The 16,166-nt window shown below is 71.2% G+C and carries 10 protein-coding genes and 1 pseudogene; 5 read left to right on the top strand and 6 right to left on the bottom strand.

Annotated features, from left to right (window positions below):
* Nucleotides 1-761: 761 nt before the first annotated feature.
* Nucleotides 762-1,493, bottom strand: coding sequence for an SDR family NAD(P)-dependent oxidoreductase (locus Q5530_RS27490; protein ID WP_415365697.1), 732 nt, complete (start codon nucleotides 1,491-1,493; stop codon nucleotides 762-764).
* Nucleotides 1,494-1,716: 223 nt separating this feature from the next.
* Nucleotides 1,717-1,917: a hypothetical protein gene (locus Q5530_RS27485; RefSeq protein WP_415365695.1), complete on the bottom strand. Its 201-nt coding sequence runs from the start codon at nucleotides 1,915-1,917 to the stop codon at nucleotides 1,717-1,719.
* 60 nt (nucleotides 1,918-1,977) lie between these two features.
* On the opposite strand from Q5530_RS27485, the gene Q5530_RS27480 reads away from it, so the two are divergent.
* The 3 genes from Q5530_RS27480 to Q5530_RS27470 all read left to right on the top strand — a co-directional run bounded on the left by Q5530_RS27480 (nucleotide 1,978) and on the right by Q5530_RS27470 (nucleotide 5,271).
* Entirely contained in the window at nucleotides 1,978-2,940 is a 963-nt protein-coding gene (locus Q5530_RS27480; protein WP_415365693.1) for a threonine ammonia-lyase, read from the top strand.
* A gap of 65 nt (nucleotides 2,941-3,005) precedes the next feature.
* Nucleotides 3,006-4,046: an IS630 family transposase gene (locus tag Q5530_RS27475; RefSeq protein ID WP_415365692.1), complete on the top strand. Its 1,041-nt coding sequence runs from the start codon at nucleotides 3,006-3,008 to the stop codon at nucleotides 4,044-4,046.
* A gap of 76 nt (nucleotides 4,047-4,122) precedes the next feature.
* Entirely contained in the window at nucleotides 4,123-5,271 is a 1,149-nt protein-coding gene (locus Q5530_RS27470) for an IS701 family transposase (protein WP_415365729.1), read from the top strand.
* Nucleotides 5,272-5,494: 223 nt separating this feature from the next.
* Here the strand turns inward: Q5530_RS27470 and Q5530_RS27465 are convergent.
* The 3 genes and pseudogenes from Q5530_RS27465 to Q5530_RS27455 form a co-directional block, all read right to left on the bottom strand.
* A pseudogene (locus Q5530_RS27465) lies at nucleotides 5,495-6,081 on the bottom strand (helix-turn-helix domain-containing protein).
* A gap of 35 nt (nucleotides 6,082-6,116) precedes the next feature.
* Nucleotides 6,117-7,055 (bottom strand): carbohydrate kinase family protein, encoded by a 939-nt coding sequence (locus tag Q5530_RS27460; protein ID WP_415365691.1) that lies wholly within the window; start codon nucleotides 7,053-7,055, stop codon nucleotides 6,117-6,119.
* A gap of 61 nt (nucleotides 7,056-7,116) precedes the next feature.
* Nucleotides 7,117-9,612: a GH32 C-terminal domain-containing protein gene (locus Q5530_RS27455; protein ID WP_415365690.1), complete on the bottom strand. Its 2,496-nt coding sequence runs from the start codon at nucleotides 9,610-9,612 to the stop codon at nucleotides 7,117-7,119.
* Between the two features lie 508 nt (nucleotides 9,613-10,120).
* Between Q5530_RS27455 and Q5530_RS27450 the strand changes: the two genes are divergently transcribed.
* Together Q5530_RS27450 and Q5530_RS27445 are read left to right on the top strand one after the other, a co-directional pair.
* Nucleotides 10,121-13,444 carry a GH32 C-terminal domain-containing protein gene (locus Q5530_RS27450; protein ID WP_415365689.1) on the top strand — a complete coding sequence of 1,108 codons (3,324 nt, stop codon included), beginning with the start codon at nucleotides 10,121-10,123 and terminating at the stop codon, nucleotides 13,442-13,444.
* Between the two features lie 138 nt (nucleotides 13,445-13,582).
* Nucleotides 13,583-14,617, top strand: a complete 1,035-nt coding sequence (locus Q5530_RS27445; protein ID WP_415365688.1) for a LacI family DNA-binding transcriptional regulator — start codon at nucleotides 13,583-13,585, stop codon at nucleotides 14,615-14,617.
* A 58-nt stretch (nucleotides 14,618-14,675) separates the two neighbouring features.
* Here Q5530_RS27445 and Q5530_RS27440 read toward each other — a convergent pair whose 3' ends face one another.
* Nucleotides 14,676-16,118, bottom strand: a complete 1,443-nt coding sequence (locus Q5530_RS27440; protein WP_415365686.1) for a glycoside hydrolase family 32 protein — start codon at nucleotides 16,116-16,118, stop codon at nucleotides 14,676-14,678.
* Nucleotides 16,119-16,166 lie beyond the last annotated feature (48 nt).

Raw genomic sequence — 16,166 nt, 5'->3', positions numbered from 1 at the left:
ACAGGACCGGGATGGGGCGTGGTGGTCGTCGGCGAGGTCGCGGCCCTCCGGGGGAGCACCCCGGCCGCAGGCGCCGGAACCACTCCGCTGCTCCGTTCGGCAGACGGTGCGTGGAGCCGATTGCGCTGGTGGCAGCCACGAAGGTAGGTGATCGGGGCCGCCGGACGGGTTCCGTCGCCGAAGGGGAGTGACCCTTCGGCCTGCGGCTCTACCCGTTCGGGCAACCCGCCGGTGCCCGGTCCGGACGAACGGGCAAGGACCACTGCCGAAGGTGCCTTCGTCCCCTCGTGGACCGCGCACCTCGCGCGGCAGGTGTTCCACTGGCCGGGCAGGACCGGGTGCGCGCCGCTGGGAGGCGAGGGTGATCTGCTGGGACCGGGTGGGCGACGCGTTGGTCGTCGGCTTGTTCGAGCAGGAGGAGGTCGTCTTGCCCAGGGGCTACGCGACGCTGTTCAAGCGCCTGGTCGAACAGCGGCTGGACTCCCACGAGCCCGTCGAACTCCTCGGTGCGCGGGTGGGGCTCGCCCTGCCCGCCTCGGTCGTCGAGGACGAGCGGCTGCTCGCCGTGCTGCGCCACCACGTCGGGGCCGGCGCGGACGACCGCGAGCTGGTGTGGTGGGAGCCCCGAGTGCCTGCGCGCCGTGGTGGCCCGGCTGGACGTGGTGCTCGCGACGCTGCCCCCGGCGGGCAGCGCGGTGGTGGTGCTGGACGACGTCGCCCAGGCCCGGGCGTGGCTCGACGCGGGGCGGGTCGTGCGCGGCTCAGAGCACCGTGCGCCCACCGTCGACGACGAACCTGGCTCCGTGGACGTGGGAGGCCTTCTCGGAGGCCAGGAACACCACCACCTCGGCGACCTCGGCGGGAGAGGCGATGCGCCCGAGCGGGATCTGCTCCGCCAGCATCGCCACGACAGCCTCGCCGTGTCCGATGACGGTCTCCGACCCGGTGGCGCCCGGGGCCACCGAGTTGACCCGCACACCGGTGCCGCGGAACTCCACGGCCCACGTCCGGGTCAGCGACTCCAGCGCTGCCTTGGTCGCCGAATACACCCCGAAACCGGGGAAGCCGAGGACGCTCGTCGCCGTCGACACGTTGACCACGCTGCCGCTGCCTCGTGCCACCATGCCCGGCACGAGCGCGGCGGTCAGGTAGAACGGTGCGCGCACGTTGAGGTCGAAGAGCCGGCTGAAGTCCTCCGGGACCTGTGCGGTGGTCGGCGCGTACGGGAAGATCCCCGCGTTGTTGATCAGGATGTCCACCTCGCCGGCGTCCTCGGCGAGGGCGCGTACCGATTCCAGGTCTGCGAGGTCGGCCGGGACGAACCGGGCCGACCCGCCGGAGTCCCGGATGGAGGCGACCACCTGCGCGCCGCGCGCCTCGTCCCGACCTGAAACCACCACCGAGGTGCCGCCCGCTGCCAGCAGTCGCGCGGTTTCCCGCCCGATGCCCGACGTCCCACCGGTGACCAGGGCCACACTGTCGCGAAACTCCATGCGCTCTCCCGGGCGTGTGGTCGGTGTGCTCGCGACGCAGTCTGCGAGAACCGCACGCGAACCGGTCCCGCGAACGACCCGTGGTGCCCGAACGGGACGTGGACCGTGCCCGAACACCCGCGGTGGTGACCCCTGAGACCTGTAAACGTTTTCCCTAGGAACTCCTGTGTCGTTCGACAAGACATCGATGCTGGTCAAGGGCTTGGCGTTCAGGGCCGGGTGCTCACCACCTGCTGCCGATCCGCTGCCAGGGCGCTGACATGCAGGCGCCAGGTGCCGGTTCGAGGAACGCCGGCGCGTGCAGGCGCCTGTCGATCACGGTGTCGAGGTGGAGGAGATCTGCTGCGGTGATGGTCTCGGCCTGGGCGGTGAGGAACTCCCGCCAGGTCGGGCCGCAGCGGCGCGGTACCGGGTCGCTGCCCATGTCGCAGTTCCCATCCCTCGCCCCCGCTTGACCGGCGTCATCGGTGTGTATCGTCCCGACGTGCTCAGGACGCGGCTCGACCTCGACCGGATTCACGCCGCCCGCCGGGTGATCGACCCCGTCTTCCTGGACACCCCCCTGGACCCGTGCGAGGCACTGGGACGCCGGCTCGGCTGCGCGGTGAGCGTCAAACTGGAGACGGCGAACCCTGTTCGCAGCTTCAAGGGGCGGGCGACCGAGTTGGTGACGAGCCTGCTGGTCGAGCAGGGGCGAGCCGCCGTGGTGTGTGCCAGCGCCGGGAACCTCGGTCAGGCGCTCGCCTGGTCGGGTCAACGGCGTGGTCTCGACGTGACGGTCGTGGCATCGCGGCGGGCGTCCGTCGCCAAGCTCGACCGCATCCGAGCGCTGGGAGCGGAGCTGGAGCTGGTGGACGGCGACATCGAAACGGCCCGCGAGCGGGCGGCGGGCATCGCGCGGGAGCGCGGCGTCCGGCTACTGGAGGACAGCCTGGACATCGAGACCTGCGAGGGCGCCGCGACGATCGGACTGGAACTGGCGCGCGCACGGCTTGGTTTCGACACCATCCTGATCGCCCTGGGCGGCGGTGCGATGGCCACCGGGATCGGCTACGCGCTCAAGAGCCTGGCCCCCGGCGTCGAGGTGATCTGCGTGCAGCCCGCGGGCGCGCCGGCGATGACCCGCTCCTGGCACGAGCGCCGCGTCGTGACCACCGAGTCGGCCGCCACCATCGCCGACGGTGTCACCGGGCGGCACCCCATCCCCGAGGTCCTGGACGACCTCCTCGCGGTGGTCGACGACGCGGTCCTCGTCCGGGAGTCGTCGATCATCGCGGGCATCCGGTTGCTCCTGGAGCACACCGGCCTGGTCGTCGAGCCCTCGGCCGCGCTCGGCGTCGCCGCCGTGCTGGAGGACCGCGACCGCTTCCTCGGCCGCCACGTCGTCACCGTCATCTGCGGCGGCAACGTCGACCCGCACGCCCACGAGCGTTGGGTCCACCGGTAAGGGACTTGACCCAATGCCGGGTAGTTATTGAATCGAAAGTGATCGGTTGCCTGTAGGCTGGGCGGGTGGTTGAGGTCGAGGGTGCGCACCGGTTGTCTCCTGCGGAGCAGGAGGTCCTACGGTTGCGGGTGGTCGCGGCGCTGGAGTCCGGGCAGGTCGAGGGCTATCGGCAGGCGGCGGAGGTGTTCGGGGTCTCGGTGCGGTCGGTGGGTACCTGGTGGCGGGCCTACCGGCAGGAGGGTCGTGACGGCCTGGCGACCCGCAAAGGACGTCCCGGCCCCGCCGAACTGATCGACGCGGAGGACCGGGGCACGTTGTTCGCGGCGATGGCCGACTACACCCCGGAGGAGTTGTTGATCGGCGGGCCGCTGTGGACCCGCCAGGCGGTGGTGGAGCTGATCCGCCTGGTCGTCGGGGTCGACATGACCGAGCAGGGCGTGGGCCTGTGGCTGCGCCGCCACGGCTTCACCCCGCAACGCCCGGCTCGACGGGCCTACGAGCAGCAGCCCGCCGCGGTGCGCGCTTGGCTTGACAAGGCGTATCCGGCGATCGAGGTCAGGGCGAAGGCCGAGGGTGCGGCGATCGCGTGGGTCGACCAGTGCGGACTGCGTTCGGATGCCGCCCCGCCCGGCCGGTCCTGGGCGCCGAAGGGGCGCACGCCGGTCGTGCGGGTGACCGGGAAACGGCTGCGGGTCAATGTCATGTCCGCGGTCGCCTCGCGTGGCGCGTTGTGGTTCACCGTGTTCACCGAACGCTTCACCGCGCCGGTGTTTACCGGCTTCCTCGACCGCCTCGCCCACCAGGCGGACCGGAAGGTGCACGTCATCGCCGACCGGCACCCGGTTCACCGGAGCAAGGCCGTCCGCGCCTGGCTCGAGGACAACGCCGACCGGGTCGAGCTGCACCTGATGCCCGGCTACAGCCCCGAGTTGAACCCCGACGAGCTGCGGGGCGCCGACCTGAAACGCAACGTCAACGCCTCACGGGCCCACAACGTCGACCGCCTCGCCCACGAGACCCGACGCTTCCTGCGCCGCCGCCAGCACCAGCCGCACCTCGTCCGCGGCTACTTCCGGGCACCGCACGTCCGCTACGCCGACATGTAGGCAACCGAATACTTTCGTCTCAATATTACGACAACGACAGGTTATTATCGAGGCTGGGATCTGGTAGTTGATCTCTGTGTTGTTGGAGTTGGTGGCGGGTTGGTCGGCGGGGTTCGATGCGTTTCTGGGTCGGTTCGCGGGTCGGTTTCCTCGGGTGGAGTCGCGGCGCCGGATGCGGTGGTATGTCCGGGGTTTGCTGTCCGAGGTGGAGCGTAAGAACGGTTGGACGTTGGCGGAGGCGGCCGGTGACGCCGGGCCGGAGGGCATGCAGCGTCTGCTGAACTTCTACGCCTGGGACACCGACGGGCTGCGTGACGACGTGCGGGCGGCGGTGGTGGAGGCCATCGGCGATGCCTCCGACGGCGTGCTGATCGTGGACGAGACGGGTTTTCTGAAGAAGGGCACCAAATCCGCCGGGATGGGTCGTCAGTATTCCGGGACGGCGGGGCGGATCGAGAACTCGCAGATCGGGGTGTTCCTGGCCTATTCCTCGCCGCACGGGCGGGCGTTGATCGACCGGGAGCTGTATCTGCCGAAGGACTGGACCGACGACAGGGAACGCTGTCGGGAGGCGGGGATCGGGGACGGGGTCGGGTTCGCGGCCAAGCAGACGCCCGCCCGGCGGATGATCGAGCGGGCGGTGCAGGCCGGGGTGCCGTTCGGGTGGGTCACCGCGGACGAGGCCTACGGCAACGACACGATGTTCCGCCTGTGGCTGGAGAACCTGGACATCCCGCACGTGGTGGCGGTGCAGAAGAACGCGATGGCGGTGTCGTCCGGGTTGCTCGAGGTTCGTGTCCACCGCTTGATCGCCGAGCTGTCCGACACGGCGTGGGAACGGCTCGCGGCCGGTGCGGGTTCGAAGGGGCCGCGGATGGCGTACTGGGCCGCGGTCGACATCCGTCCGCTGCGCAGGCCGGGTTGGGGTCACTGGCTGTTGGCCAGGCGGAGCGTCTCCGATCCGTCCGACATCGCCTACTACATCTGCTTCGGCCCGGCCGACACCACCCTGCGGCGCCTGGTGGGGATCGCGGGAGCGCGGTGGGCGGTCGAGGAGTGCTTCCAGACCGCGAAGAACGAGACCGGGCTGGACCACTACCAGGTCCGCGGCTACCAGGCGTGGTACCGGCACATCACACTGTCCATGACTGCCCTGGCCTTCCTTGTGATCACTCGCGAGATCGCCAAAAAGGGGGCTCCACGTCCGGCATCGACCACTCGCTGATCCCGTTGTCCGTCAACGAGGTCCGCCGATTATGGAACCGTCTCGCCGACCGCCTCGCCCACAGTGTTGACCACGCCCTGCGCTGGTCGACCTGGCGGCGAACAAGCCAAGCCCGCGCTCGAATCAGCCATCACCGGAGACGCGGACATCACGACCTGTCGTTGTCGTACTAAAGTCTGTCACGTAACCGATCTTGTGGTTGGCGGCTTCGAGTACTTCTCGGTCAGCCGGTGAGGGCGAGGTTGTGGAGGCGGGCGATGCCGGAGGCGGTGTCGCGCAAGGTATGGGCGGCGCGGCGGTAGTCGCGCAGGATCGTCCAGTTCTTCATGCGGGCCAAGGCGTATTCGGCGCGGGCACGGATCGACCGGTGGGCGGTGTTGAGCTCTTCCTGCCAGTCGGCCAACACGGTGCCGTCGCGGGGTTTGCTGGAGTACCGGTAGTTCTTCGACCGTGCGGCCAGACGGTGGTCGCGGGTGGGCACAGGGTGCCGTCCACGATCGCGACCTGGTCGACGCGGCGGCGCCTCACCGGGGCCAGGGCGAGCAGCGGGCCGACGGTGTCGACGACCCGGTGCGCCACGGCGTGCGAGACCCCGAACAGCGGCCCGAGCTGCCGCATCGTGAGGTTGGTACGCCAGTAGGTGGCCACCAACAACACCCGGTCGGCCAAGTCCAGGCGCCACTGCCGACCAGGACGCCCGTCCGCGATCGCGTCACCACCGCACTCGGCCACCACCCACACCAACTTGCAGAACTGCCCTGGCTGCAAACCCGTGAACGATGCGATCCACTCCGACCGGGACGCCGAGATCCTGTGTTGCGTTGAGCGTGTTGGGGTGTGCTTCGTTATGGGAGGTTGGTTCCGATGGGAAGCAGTTCGTCGAACCACGGGGAGTCGGCGCCGGGACGGGTGCAGGTGATGGCCGCGACGCGTTGGGCGTACGTGAGGGCGTGGGCGAGTTCGGCGTGGGTCAGGGTGACCAGGTTGGTCCGGGTGAGCAGGTCGTTGCGGTCTAGGGCGGCCAGCAGGCCGGCCATGAAGGCGTCCCCGGCGCCGACCGTGTCGACGATGTCGACGGGCAGGGCGGGCAGGTCGACGTCACCGGTGGGACCGGAGGCGTGGACGCCGTCCGCGCCGCGGGTGACGACGACGAGGACGGGTCCTTGTTGGTGCCACTCGGCCACGACGTCGGCGGGTGGGCGGTTCGGTGCGATCCACTCCAGGTCGTCGGCGCTGACCTTGACGATGTCGGCCATGCCGAGCCAGCGCCGCAGCCGGGCGCGCACGGTGGTGTCGTCGTGGATGAGCACCGGGCGGATGTTGGGGTCGAGGGTGATGACGCGGTGGGGGTGTTCGCGGGACAGCAGGGTTTCGAACGCCGTGGCCATCGGTTCGACGGCGAGGGCGAAGGAGCCGCCCACGTGCAGTGCCGCGTGGGGTGGAAGGTCGGTCGGGAGGTCGGTCACCTGCCAACCGCCGTCGGCGCAGCCGTCGATGTAGAAGGAGTAGTCGGCCGCGCCGTCCTGGTCGACGTCCACGACTGCGAGTGTGGTCGGGGCGGTCGACTCGGCGGTGTGACGCAGGTCGACGTTGGAGGTCTCCAGGTGGGCCCGCAGCACTGTGCCCAGGTGGTCGTCGGCCAGGCGTGCCAGCAGCGCGGTCGGCGTGCCGAGCCGGCCGAGGCCGACCGCGGTGTTGGCGGGGCTGCCGCCGGGGAGGGGGCGGTAGCCGCCGGCGTGGTCCGGTACGAGGTCGATGAGGGCCTCGCCACCAACGATGATCATGTCGTGTTCCCTTGTCGGAGCGGTGGCGGGAGCCCGCGCGGGCTCCCGCCACCGCGGGCGGTCAGCGTCGGTAGGTGCCCATGTCGTGGATGGTGAGGCGGTCGATCCGGGCCTCCCCGCCTTCGGCGAAGACCTCCACCCCGTCGCTGGTCGGGTCGGGGAAGACCTGGCTGGTGATCACGGCGTGACCCGCGCCGCCGAAGACCTCGACCGACGACCGGTCCACCAGGGCGCGCAGCGTCACCTTCCCGTTCACCGCGGCCAGCGGCGCGCGCTGCACGGCGGGGAACTCGGGGCTGAAGTCGGTGCGCCCGGATCGGGTGCGGTCCACGTACAGCTCTCCGGTGGTGGTGTCGTAGCCGATCAGCGTCCCCTGGCCGGGGCCGCTGAGCACCTTGAGGCCGAAGCGCTCGGCGTCGCGGAGGGAGAAGGTCGCCTCGATGTCCAGCGCCTGGTCCTCGGCACGCCTGCCGAGTGACCGCGTGCCTTCGCGGACGGTGCTGCCGTGCAGGAGGAACGGCGCCCCTCGGTGCAGGCGGTCGAGGGCGCGGACCGGTTCCTGGACCAGCCTGATCTCGCCGCCGGTGGTGCGCAGCCCCACCTGCCTGGGGACGCTCTGCGCACTGCGCCACGGCGAGGTCGGGACAGCGCCGGCGTACTGCCAGTTGTTCATCCAGCCGATCGCGTAGCGCTTGCCGTCCGGGGCGTTCTCCCACGACACGGGCGCGTAGTAGTCCTTGCCGTGGTCGACCCAGTCCGCCCGCTCCACGGTGGACCTCGCGGGTGCGTCGGCGAGCGCGAACCGGTCGACCATCACGTGGCCCCAGCCCGCGGTGTTCATGTCGACCACGGAGATCCGCGCCTGCTTGCCGAGGTGCTCGCGCAGGTCGAAGGAAGCCCAGTCCAGGGTTTCGCTGTCCGCCCCGGTGGTCGTCCGCACGACCTCGCCGTCCACGACGAGGTTGACGGAGGTCTCGGTGGAGCGCGGCTTGGCCGGTGCGTCGGCGAACATCACCTGGTCGACCAGGATGTGGCCCCAGCCACCGGTGTTCTGGTCCACGACCTCGAAGCGCGCCTTGCGGCCGGTCAGGTCGCGCACGTCCCAGGAGGCCCAGTTGAGCGCCTCGGAATCCTTGCCGGTGGCACTGCGCACGACCTGCCCGTCCACGATCAGCCGCACGGCGGTGGGCGCTTCGGAGTCGGAGGGGTGGTTGCCCCCGCCGACGAGGAAGTTCACGTAGGGCGCGGTGAGGGTGAACTCGGGTGAGGTGAGCGTGCCGGTGGTGGCGTCACCGCGGAGGAAGGTGTTGACCAGGCCGCTGCCCTGCCAGCCCGACACCGGCAGTTGGCCGGGCAGGGCGCCGGTCGCGGGTGCGGTGCCGAACGCCTCGCCGGTGGCGGTCCAGGTGCCGTAGGTGCCGCCCTCGAAGTCGACCAGGACCTCGCCCGTCGGAGGTGGTGCGTCGCCGGGCACCGCCTCCGGGTCGTGCGGGTGCCGGCCGCCGCCGACCTTGAAGTTGAGGTAGCGCTTGTCGACGGTGAATGGAGGGGAGGTGAGGGTGCCGGTCGAGCCGTCGCCGCCGTGGAAGCTGCTGGCGTAGCCGGTTCCCTCGATGCCGCCCACGGGGAGTTGCCCATCCAGCGGGCCGGTGGCCGGTGCGGTGCCGAAGGCGCTGCCGGTGGTGATCCAGTCGCCGTAGTCGGACTCGAAGTCCTCGACCGCCACACCGGCGGGTGGGGTGTAGCCGCCGTCGTCGTCAGGGGTGAAACGGGTGCCGTCGAAGTCGCCGATGAAGTACTGCGCGGCCGAGCCGCCCGCGATGCCGCCGGGGTTGATGCTGACCACCAGCACCCACTTGGTCCTGCGGGGGTCTCCGTCGACCCGGAGCGGGAACAGGTCCGGGCACTCCCACACGCCGCCGACCGCTCCTGCCGGGCCGAAGTCGCTGAGCTCCGTCCACGACTTGAGGTCCTTGGAGGAGTAGAAGCGGATCTTGCGCTCGGCGGACAGGGCAACGGCCATCAGCCAGCTCTTGGTGGGCGCGTACCACTGCACCTTCGGGTCGCGGAACTCGGCGGAACCGATGTCCAGCACGGGGTTGCCCGCGTACTTGGTCCACGTGCGACCGCGGTCGGTGCTGTAGGCCAGCGACTGGGCCTGCTTCCCGCCGGTCTTGGGGGCGCTGGTGTAGACGGCCACCATCGCCGGCTCGTCGCGGGTGCCGAAGCCGGAGGTGTTGGCGTGGTCGACGACGGCGCTGCCGGAGAACACCATCTCGTCCTCGTCGTGGCTGATCGCGACGGGCAGTTCCTGCCAGTGCACGAGGTCGCGGCTGATCGCGTGACCCCACGAGATGTCGCCCCACGAGTTGCCGTTGGGGTTGTGCTGGTAGAAGAGGTGGTACTCGCCCTCGTGGTGGACGAGGCCGTTCGGGTCGTTCATCCAGTTCCGCTCCGGGGTGAAGTGGAACTGCGGCCGGTGGGGCTCGGTTGCCGGAGCCGCCAGGGCGGGGCTCGTGGAGGCGACGAGCGCCGCCACGGTCAGCACGGCTGTCATCAAGCGTCTTGTCATGGGCTGCCCTGCGTTTCTTCTCGGGGGAGCGGTGCGGTGGAGCGGGCCGTGGAGCCCGGGTGGGCGTGAGGTTGGGCAGGCGGGACGTGTTCCGCGTCCCGGGCGTCGTGGGGCTGGGTCGTCTTCGCTGTCCGCTGTCGCCGCGCGCAGCGGCAGCGCACCCGCTTCATCGGTGATCACCGCGGTCGTGCGTCCGGCTCATCGGGCAGCTCCTGGTTCGACGGTCCGCCGTACCGGTCGTGGTCGCGACGGCATGCGGTCTTGGGAGAGGGACGGGTGGGCACGACCGTGGCTCGCGGTAGGCCCGTTGCGACCGGTGAAGGCGGCGACTCAGCACGATGGTAAATCGAATTACCAGTGTGAACAAGAGACATCCTGGTGTAACAAAACGATAAAGTTGCCTCGTTACCACCTTGTTTACCTAGCACACCTGCCCGCAGCATCAGCGCCCACGATGTTTCGATTTATCACCTCAACGTCGAGGAGGCATCACATGGCACGTCATGCCACCAGGGGCCTGGTGCGTCGCGCCGGGCTTCTGCTGGTCGCCCTGATGGCGGCCGCATCGCTCGGTCCACCACTGGCGACCCAGGCCACCGCCGATCCCGGCGCCCTGGCCAACCCCGGCTTCGAGTCGGGCAGCCTGAGCGGGTGGACGGCACAGGGGCAGGCGTTCGCGAACGCCGTGTCCTCGGACCCCGGTTGGGGCTGGGGGTGCTGCTTCAACCAGCAGGGCACCCACCACCTGTGGGGGTTCAAGAGCGGTGGTGACGCGGCCACCGGCACGCTCACCTCCGACCCGTTCACCCTGTCCGGCACCGGAGTGGTCAGCCTCCTGATCAGCGGTGGCCGCAACGAGAACAGCCTCTACGCGGCGCTGACCACGGCCGACGGCACCATCCTGCACAAGGCGACCGGCACGGACGACGAGGCGTACCGCAGGGTCACGTGGGACGTTCGCGACCGCCTGGGCCAGCAGCTGCGGATCAAGCTGGTCGACCAGGCCACCGGCGGTTGGGGTCACATCAACCTCGACGACGTCCGCGTCGGGCTCGACCGACCCGCGAGCAGCGGCGTCACCAACGCGGGGTTCGAGTCCGGGAACCTGTCCGGGTGGACGGCGCAGGGGCAGGCGTTCACGAACGCGCTGACCACCGACACGGGTTGGGGCTGGGGTTGCTGCTTCAACCAGCAGGGCACCTACCACCTGTGGGGGTTCAAGAGCGGTGGTGACGCGGCCACCGGCACGCTCACCTCCGACCCGTTCACCGTGACGGGCACCGGCGTGGTCAGCGTGCTGGTCGGCGGCGGCCGGGACGAGGCCAACCTGTACGCGGCGCTGACCACGGCCGACGGCACGGTCCTGCACAAGGCGACCGGCACCGACGGCGAGGCGTACCGCAGGGTCACCTGGGACGTTCGCGACCGCCTCGGCCAGCAGCTGCGCGTCAAGCTGGTCGACCAGTCCACCGCGGGTTTCGGCCACCTGAACTTCGACGACCTCCGCATCGGGCTCGACCAGCCCGTCGGCGCCACCGCCGCCCACTGGGACTTCCGCGAGGGCTCCGGCGCCTCGACCGTCGAACGGGTCAGCGGCCAGGCAGACCCGATCAGCTACGTGTTCAACCAGCCCGTCTACAAGCCCAAGAGCGACCCGCTGTGGCAGCCCGCGAACGACGGCAAGGGCGTGCTGTCCAAGGCGCTGCTGTTCGACGGCTACTCGACCTGGGTCAGCCGCCCCGCCGGTGCGGTGCAGCTGGACCAGAACGCCCTGACCGTCGAGGCGTGGGTCGCCCCGCAGGGCTTCGAGTGGGGCGACGAGGGCAAGGTCTCCGCGATCGTCAACCAGCAGGAGCAGACCGCGAACCGGGGCTTCTCCCTCGGGGTGGGACGGCACGGCACCTGGAAGTTCGGCATCGGCACGGGTGATGCCTGGCGCGAGGTGACCGCTCCGGCGTCGGCCGCGCTGCGCACCAACGCGTGGGCCCACCTGGTGGCCACGTTCGACCCGGCCCAGGGCCGGATGCGGCTCTACCTCAACGGCGCGCAGGTGGCCGAGACCGCGATCCCGACCGGTGCCAGGTTCCAGCAGTCCGGTGTGCCGCTGCTGATCGGCAAGCACAACCAGCCGGTCATCATCAACGGCACCTTCGCGGTGAACATGTTCAGCGGCCTCGTCGACGAGGTGGAGCTCCAGCGCCGGGCGCTGACCCCGGCCGAGGTCGCCGCCGACCACGCCGCGGCTCTCGCGACCTTCGCAGGCGGGACCATCCCGGCCGCCGACATCGTGCAGGACCGCTCACGCTACGACGGGGACAAGTACCGCCCCGGCTACCACTTCACCGCGCCCAACCACTGGATGAACGAGCCGCACTCGCCGATCTTCGCCAACGGCCAGTACCACCTGTTCTACCAGCACAACGTGCACGGCCCGTACTGGCACAACATCAGCTGGGGCCACGCGGTCAGCAAGGACCTCGTGCACTGGCGCGACCTGCCGGTCGCCCTGGCACCCACCGCGGGCAGCGTCGCCCCGGACGGCGTGTGGTCCGGCGGCGCGACCCTCGACCAGAACGGCGACCCGGTCCTGTTCATCACCGCGGGCGACGACTCCAAGCGCCCCAACCAGGCCACCGGCATCGCCCGGCCGGTCGACCCGGACGACCCCGACCTCGTCGAGTGGCGGATGGAACCGCGCCTGGTCACCGAGCAGCGGGCCGACCTCGACGTCGGCGCCGGCCGCAAGGTCCGCTTCGGCGAGTTCCGCGACCCGTACGTGTGGCAGGAGGGCAACACCTGGTTCCAGCTGGTCGGATCGGGCGTGCAGAGCACCGGCGGAGCCGACGTCGGCGGCACCGCGCTGCTCTACACCTCCACCAACCTCACCGACTGGACCTACGCCGGCCCGCTCATGACCGGTGACGTCGGCGCCCACCCCAAGACCGGCCAGGTGTGGGAGCTGCCGGTGCTCCTGCCGCTCGGCAAGGACGCCGCCGGCAGGCAGAAGCACGCGTTCCTGGTCAACCCGGCGTTCACCAGCGCGAGCCCGCACAGCAGCAAGAACACCTTCTACTGGGTCGGCACCTGGGACGCGAACACCCGCCGCTGGACCCCCGACACCACCACGCCGAAGCTGTTCGACTACGGCGAGCACTTCACCGGCCCCAGCGGCACGGTGGGCCCGGACGGCCGGTCCCTGCTGTTCAGCATCACCCAGGACCGCCGCACCGAACAGGCGCACTTCGACGCCGGGTGGGCGCACAACGCGGGCCTGCCGGTCGAGCTGGGCGTGCGCCCCGACGGCGACCTGGCGATCAACCCGGTCCGCGAGGTGGCCGCCCTGCACACCGGGGCGCCGCTGCTGGAGGTGAAGACCCCCACGGGCATCGGCGACGTCAACAACCGGTTGGCGGCGATCAAGGGCGACATGCTGCACGTCCGGCTGACCGTGAAGCCGGGCACCGCCCAGCGCTTCGGCCTGGACGTGCTGCGCAGCCCCGGCGAGGAGGAGCGCACCCGGCTGTTCCACGACACCGGCAGCGGCCAGTTCGGCGTGGACCGCACCCGCGCGGGCAACCGGTCCAACGTCGATGCCGACCTCGGCGTGCACAGCGGACCGCTCGCGCTGGAGGGCGGCAAGCTCACGCTCGACGTCTTCGTCGACCGGTCCTCGGTCGAAGCCTTCGCCAACTCGCACAAGTCGATCACGACGCGGGCGTACACCCACCGCGACGACTCCCTCGGGTTGAGGCTGTTCGGCGACGGGGCGGTGGTCGAGTCCATGACGGTCTGGCGCATGGGCACCATCACCGGGTGACGCACCCGTCCGGCACCGCGTGGCGCACCGCCGCGCGGTGCCGGACCCGTGCGCGGACCGTACTGTTGTCGCGACGCGAGACCGCGGTGCCCGGTGTGCCCGGTGCCGCGGTCTCCCGGGAGTGGACGAGGGGTGACGATGACGAGTGGACGACGGGTGACCATGGCCGATGTCGCCCGCAGCGCGGGCGTGTCGCCGACGACGGCGTCGTTCGTGCTGTCCGGGCGGGAGGGCGTGCGGATCTCCGAGGCCGCCCGCGCCAGGGTCCGGGCGGCGGCCGAGGCGCTGGGCTACCGCCCCAACGCGACGGCCCGCAGCCTGCGCACCAGGAGCACCAGGACCATCGGCTTCGTCTCTGACGGCATCACCACCACGCCGTTCGCCGGCGACGTGGTCCGGGGCGCGCTGGAGGCGGCGGCGGAGCGCGACCACTCGCTGATCATCACCGAGACGAACGGGGCGGCTGCCTCGGAGTCCGCGGTGGTCAACGTGCTGCTCGACCGGCAGGCGGACGCCGTGATCCTGGCGACCATGTTCACCCGCTACGTCGTGCCGCCCAAGGAGCTGCACGGACGACGGGTCGTGCTGCTCAACTGCCTGGCCCCGGGGTTCGACGCGCCGTCGGTCGTGCCCGACGAGATCGAGGCGGGTCGGACGGCGGGCCGCGTGCTGCTCGGCGCCGGCCACCGCTCGGGCATCTGGGCCATCGGCGGCCACCAGGCCGTGCCCGCCACCCCGGAGGGCATCTTCGCGGGCAACGAGCGCATGCGCGGCCTCCAGGAGACCCTGCGGGCGGAACGCGTGATGCTCGACGGGGTGGTGGAGTGCGGGTGGAACGCGGAGGACGGGTACCGCGAAGTCCGGGCACTGCTCGCCGCGGGCGTCCCGCTGCGGGCGCTGGTGTGCTCGACCGACCGCGTGTCGTTCGGGGCGTACCAGGCGCTCGCCGAGGCGGGCCTGTCGATCCCGGGGGACGTCTCGGTCATCTCCTTCGACGACCAGGACATCGCCTCGTGGCTGCACCCCGCGTTGACCACCCTGGCCCTGCCGCACCACGGGATGGGGCGCCGTGCGGTGGAGCTGGTGCTGGACGAGGGGGCGCAGCTCTCCGGGGTGCACAGGGTGGCGATGCCCCTGCGCGAACGCGGATCGGTGGCCGCGCCGCGTCCCTGAGCGGTGCGGGGGCCCGTCGGGACGCAGCGTCCCGACGGGCCCCGCGCGATGAGCGCGATCAGCTCGCGCGGGTGTGCAGTTCGTCCTCGCCCACGGCGGTCCGCTGCCCGCCGGCGGTCAACTCCCAGACGTCGACGACGTGGTCCGGACCGCCGGTGGTCCGCAGTCGCCACGGGGCGGGGCCGGTCGGGTAGCAGCGCAGCGTCAGGACCTCGCCGCTGCCGAGGAACACCTCGACGATCGAGCCGTCCACGATCACCCTGAAGTCCACCGAGCCGTCCGGCGCCCGCGGCCCGCCCAGCGGGACCCGGTAGCGCCCCTTCAGCGCGCGGGGGTCCAGCGAGGCGTGGTCGCGGTCCACGACCAGCTCGCCCGCGACCGGGTCGACGACGATGTCGAGGTGCTCGTCGTCCGCGGTCTCCAAGCGCACGCCGCACGGTGACCCCGATCGGGAGCGGAGCCGGGCGGTGAGGTCGAAGGCGGGGCCGACCACGCCGAGGTCGTCGCTGCGGGACCAGCCGGTGGCGTGCACGACCTTGCGTCCGCGGTAGCCGAGGACCTCGGCGGCGGGCTGCTGGCGCACCCGCCCGTCCTCGGTGAGCGAGACCTCCCGCGGCACGGTGAGGATGCCCGCCCAGCCCGCCTCGCGGGTCCACTCCCGGTCGCGGGCCTCCCAGGACCAGCCCCACAGCAGCCAGCGGCCGTCGGGCGCGTGCAGCAGGGCGGGGGCGTACAGGTCCGGGCCGTGGTCCAAGGGCTGATGGCCGGTGGGAACGAACCGGTCCGCGTGCTCACCGCCCACGTAGACGCGCGTGCTGCGGGGGCCCGCCACCGCGTCCCACAGGCTGACGACGAGGATCCCGCGGTCGCCGAAGGCGGCGTACTGGGGGCACTCCCACCCGGTCCAGCCCTCCGCCGCGGGCGTGAGGCCCGGACCGTCGGCGAAGAACGGCCCGAGGTAGCGCCAGTCGGCGAGGTCGGCTGACTCGTACAGCAGGGCCGCGCCGCGCTCGCCGGTGACGCTCGCGCCGACGAGCATCCGCCACCGGTCGCCGTGGCGCCAGACGTAGGGGTCGCGGTACATCGACGTGCCCTCGGGAGGAGTCGGGATCACCAGGGTGGGCTGCTTGTGCCAGGTCAGGCCGCCGTCGCGGGACTCCGCCGCCGCGATCGGCTGCCACCAGCGGTCGGTGCGGTAGGCGGAGTAGAACGCCAGCACCCGGTCGCCGTCGGAGACCGCGTTGCCGGAGAAGCAGCCGTCCGCGTCGTCGCCACCGGGGGTGGGTGCCAGCGCCACCGGCAGTTCCTCCCAGGTGAGCAGGTCCGCGCTGCGGTGGTGGCCCCAGTGGACGCCGGTGTGGTCGGGCCCGTTCGGGTTGTACTGGAAGAACACGTGGTAGTAGCCGTCGTGGTGGGTCAGCCCGTTGGGGTCGTTGATCCAGTTGCGCGGGGGCCTGAGGTGGATCGCGGGCAGGTGGGTGTCGGCAGGTGGGGTCGACAAAAGGAGTCCTTCGGTCTGAAGGGCCGCGCCGGAGTCGCCGGGCGCGGC

The sequence above is a fragment of the Saccharothrix sp. BKS2 genome (assembly GCF_047689505.1).
Taxonomy (GTDB): Bacteria; Actinomycetota; Actinomycetes; order Mycobacteriales; family Pseudonocardiaceae; genus Actinosynnema; species Actinosynnema lopnurensis.
This window is presented reverse-complemented; position numbering and strand designations above follow the sequence as displayed.

What these genes read in the sequence shown, in the direction of transcription:
- Q5530_RS27455 (WP_415365690.1), bottom strand. Translation starts at nt 9,612, where the DNA reads ATGACAGCCGTGCTGACCGTGGCGGCGCTCGTCGCCTCCACGAGCCCC.
- Q5530_RS27445 (WP_415365688.1), top strand. Translation starts at nt 13,583, where the DNA reads ATGACGAGTGGACGACGGGTGACCATGGCCGATGTCGCCCGCAGCGCG.
- Q5530_RS27485 (WP_415365695.1), bottom strand. Translation starts at nt 1,917, where the DNA reads ATGGGCAGCGACCCGGTACCGCGCCGCTGCGGCCCGACCTGGCGGGAG.
- Q5530_RS27450 (WP_415365689.1), top strand. Translation starts at nt 10,121, where the DNA reads ATGGCACGTCATGCCACCAGGGGCCTGGTGCGTCGCGCCGGGCTTCTG.
- Q5530_RS27490 (WP_415365697.1), bottom strand. Translation starts at nt 1,493, where the DNA reads ATGGAGTTTCGCGACAGTGTGGCCCTGGTCACCGGTGGGACGTCGGGC.
- Q5530_RS27460 (WP_415365691.1), bottom strand. Translation starts at nt 7,055, where the DNA reads ATGATCATCGTTGGTGGCGAGGCCCTCATCGACCTCGTACCGGACCAC.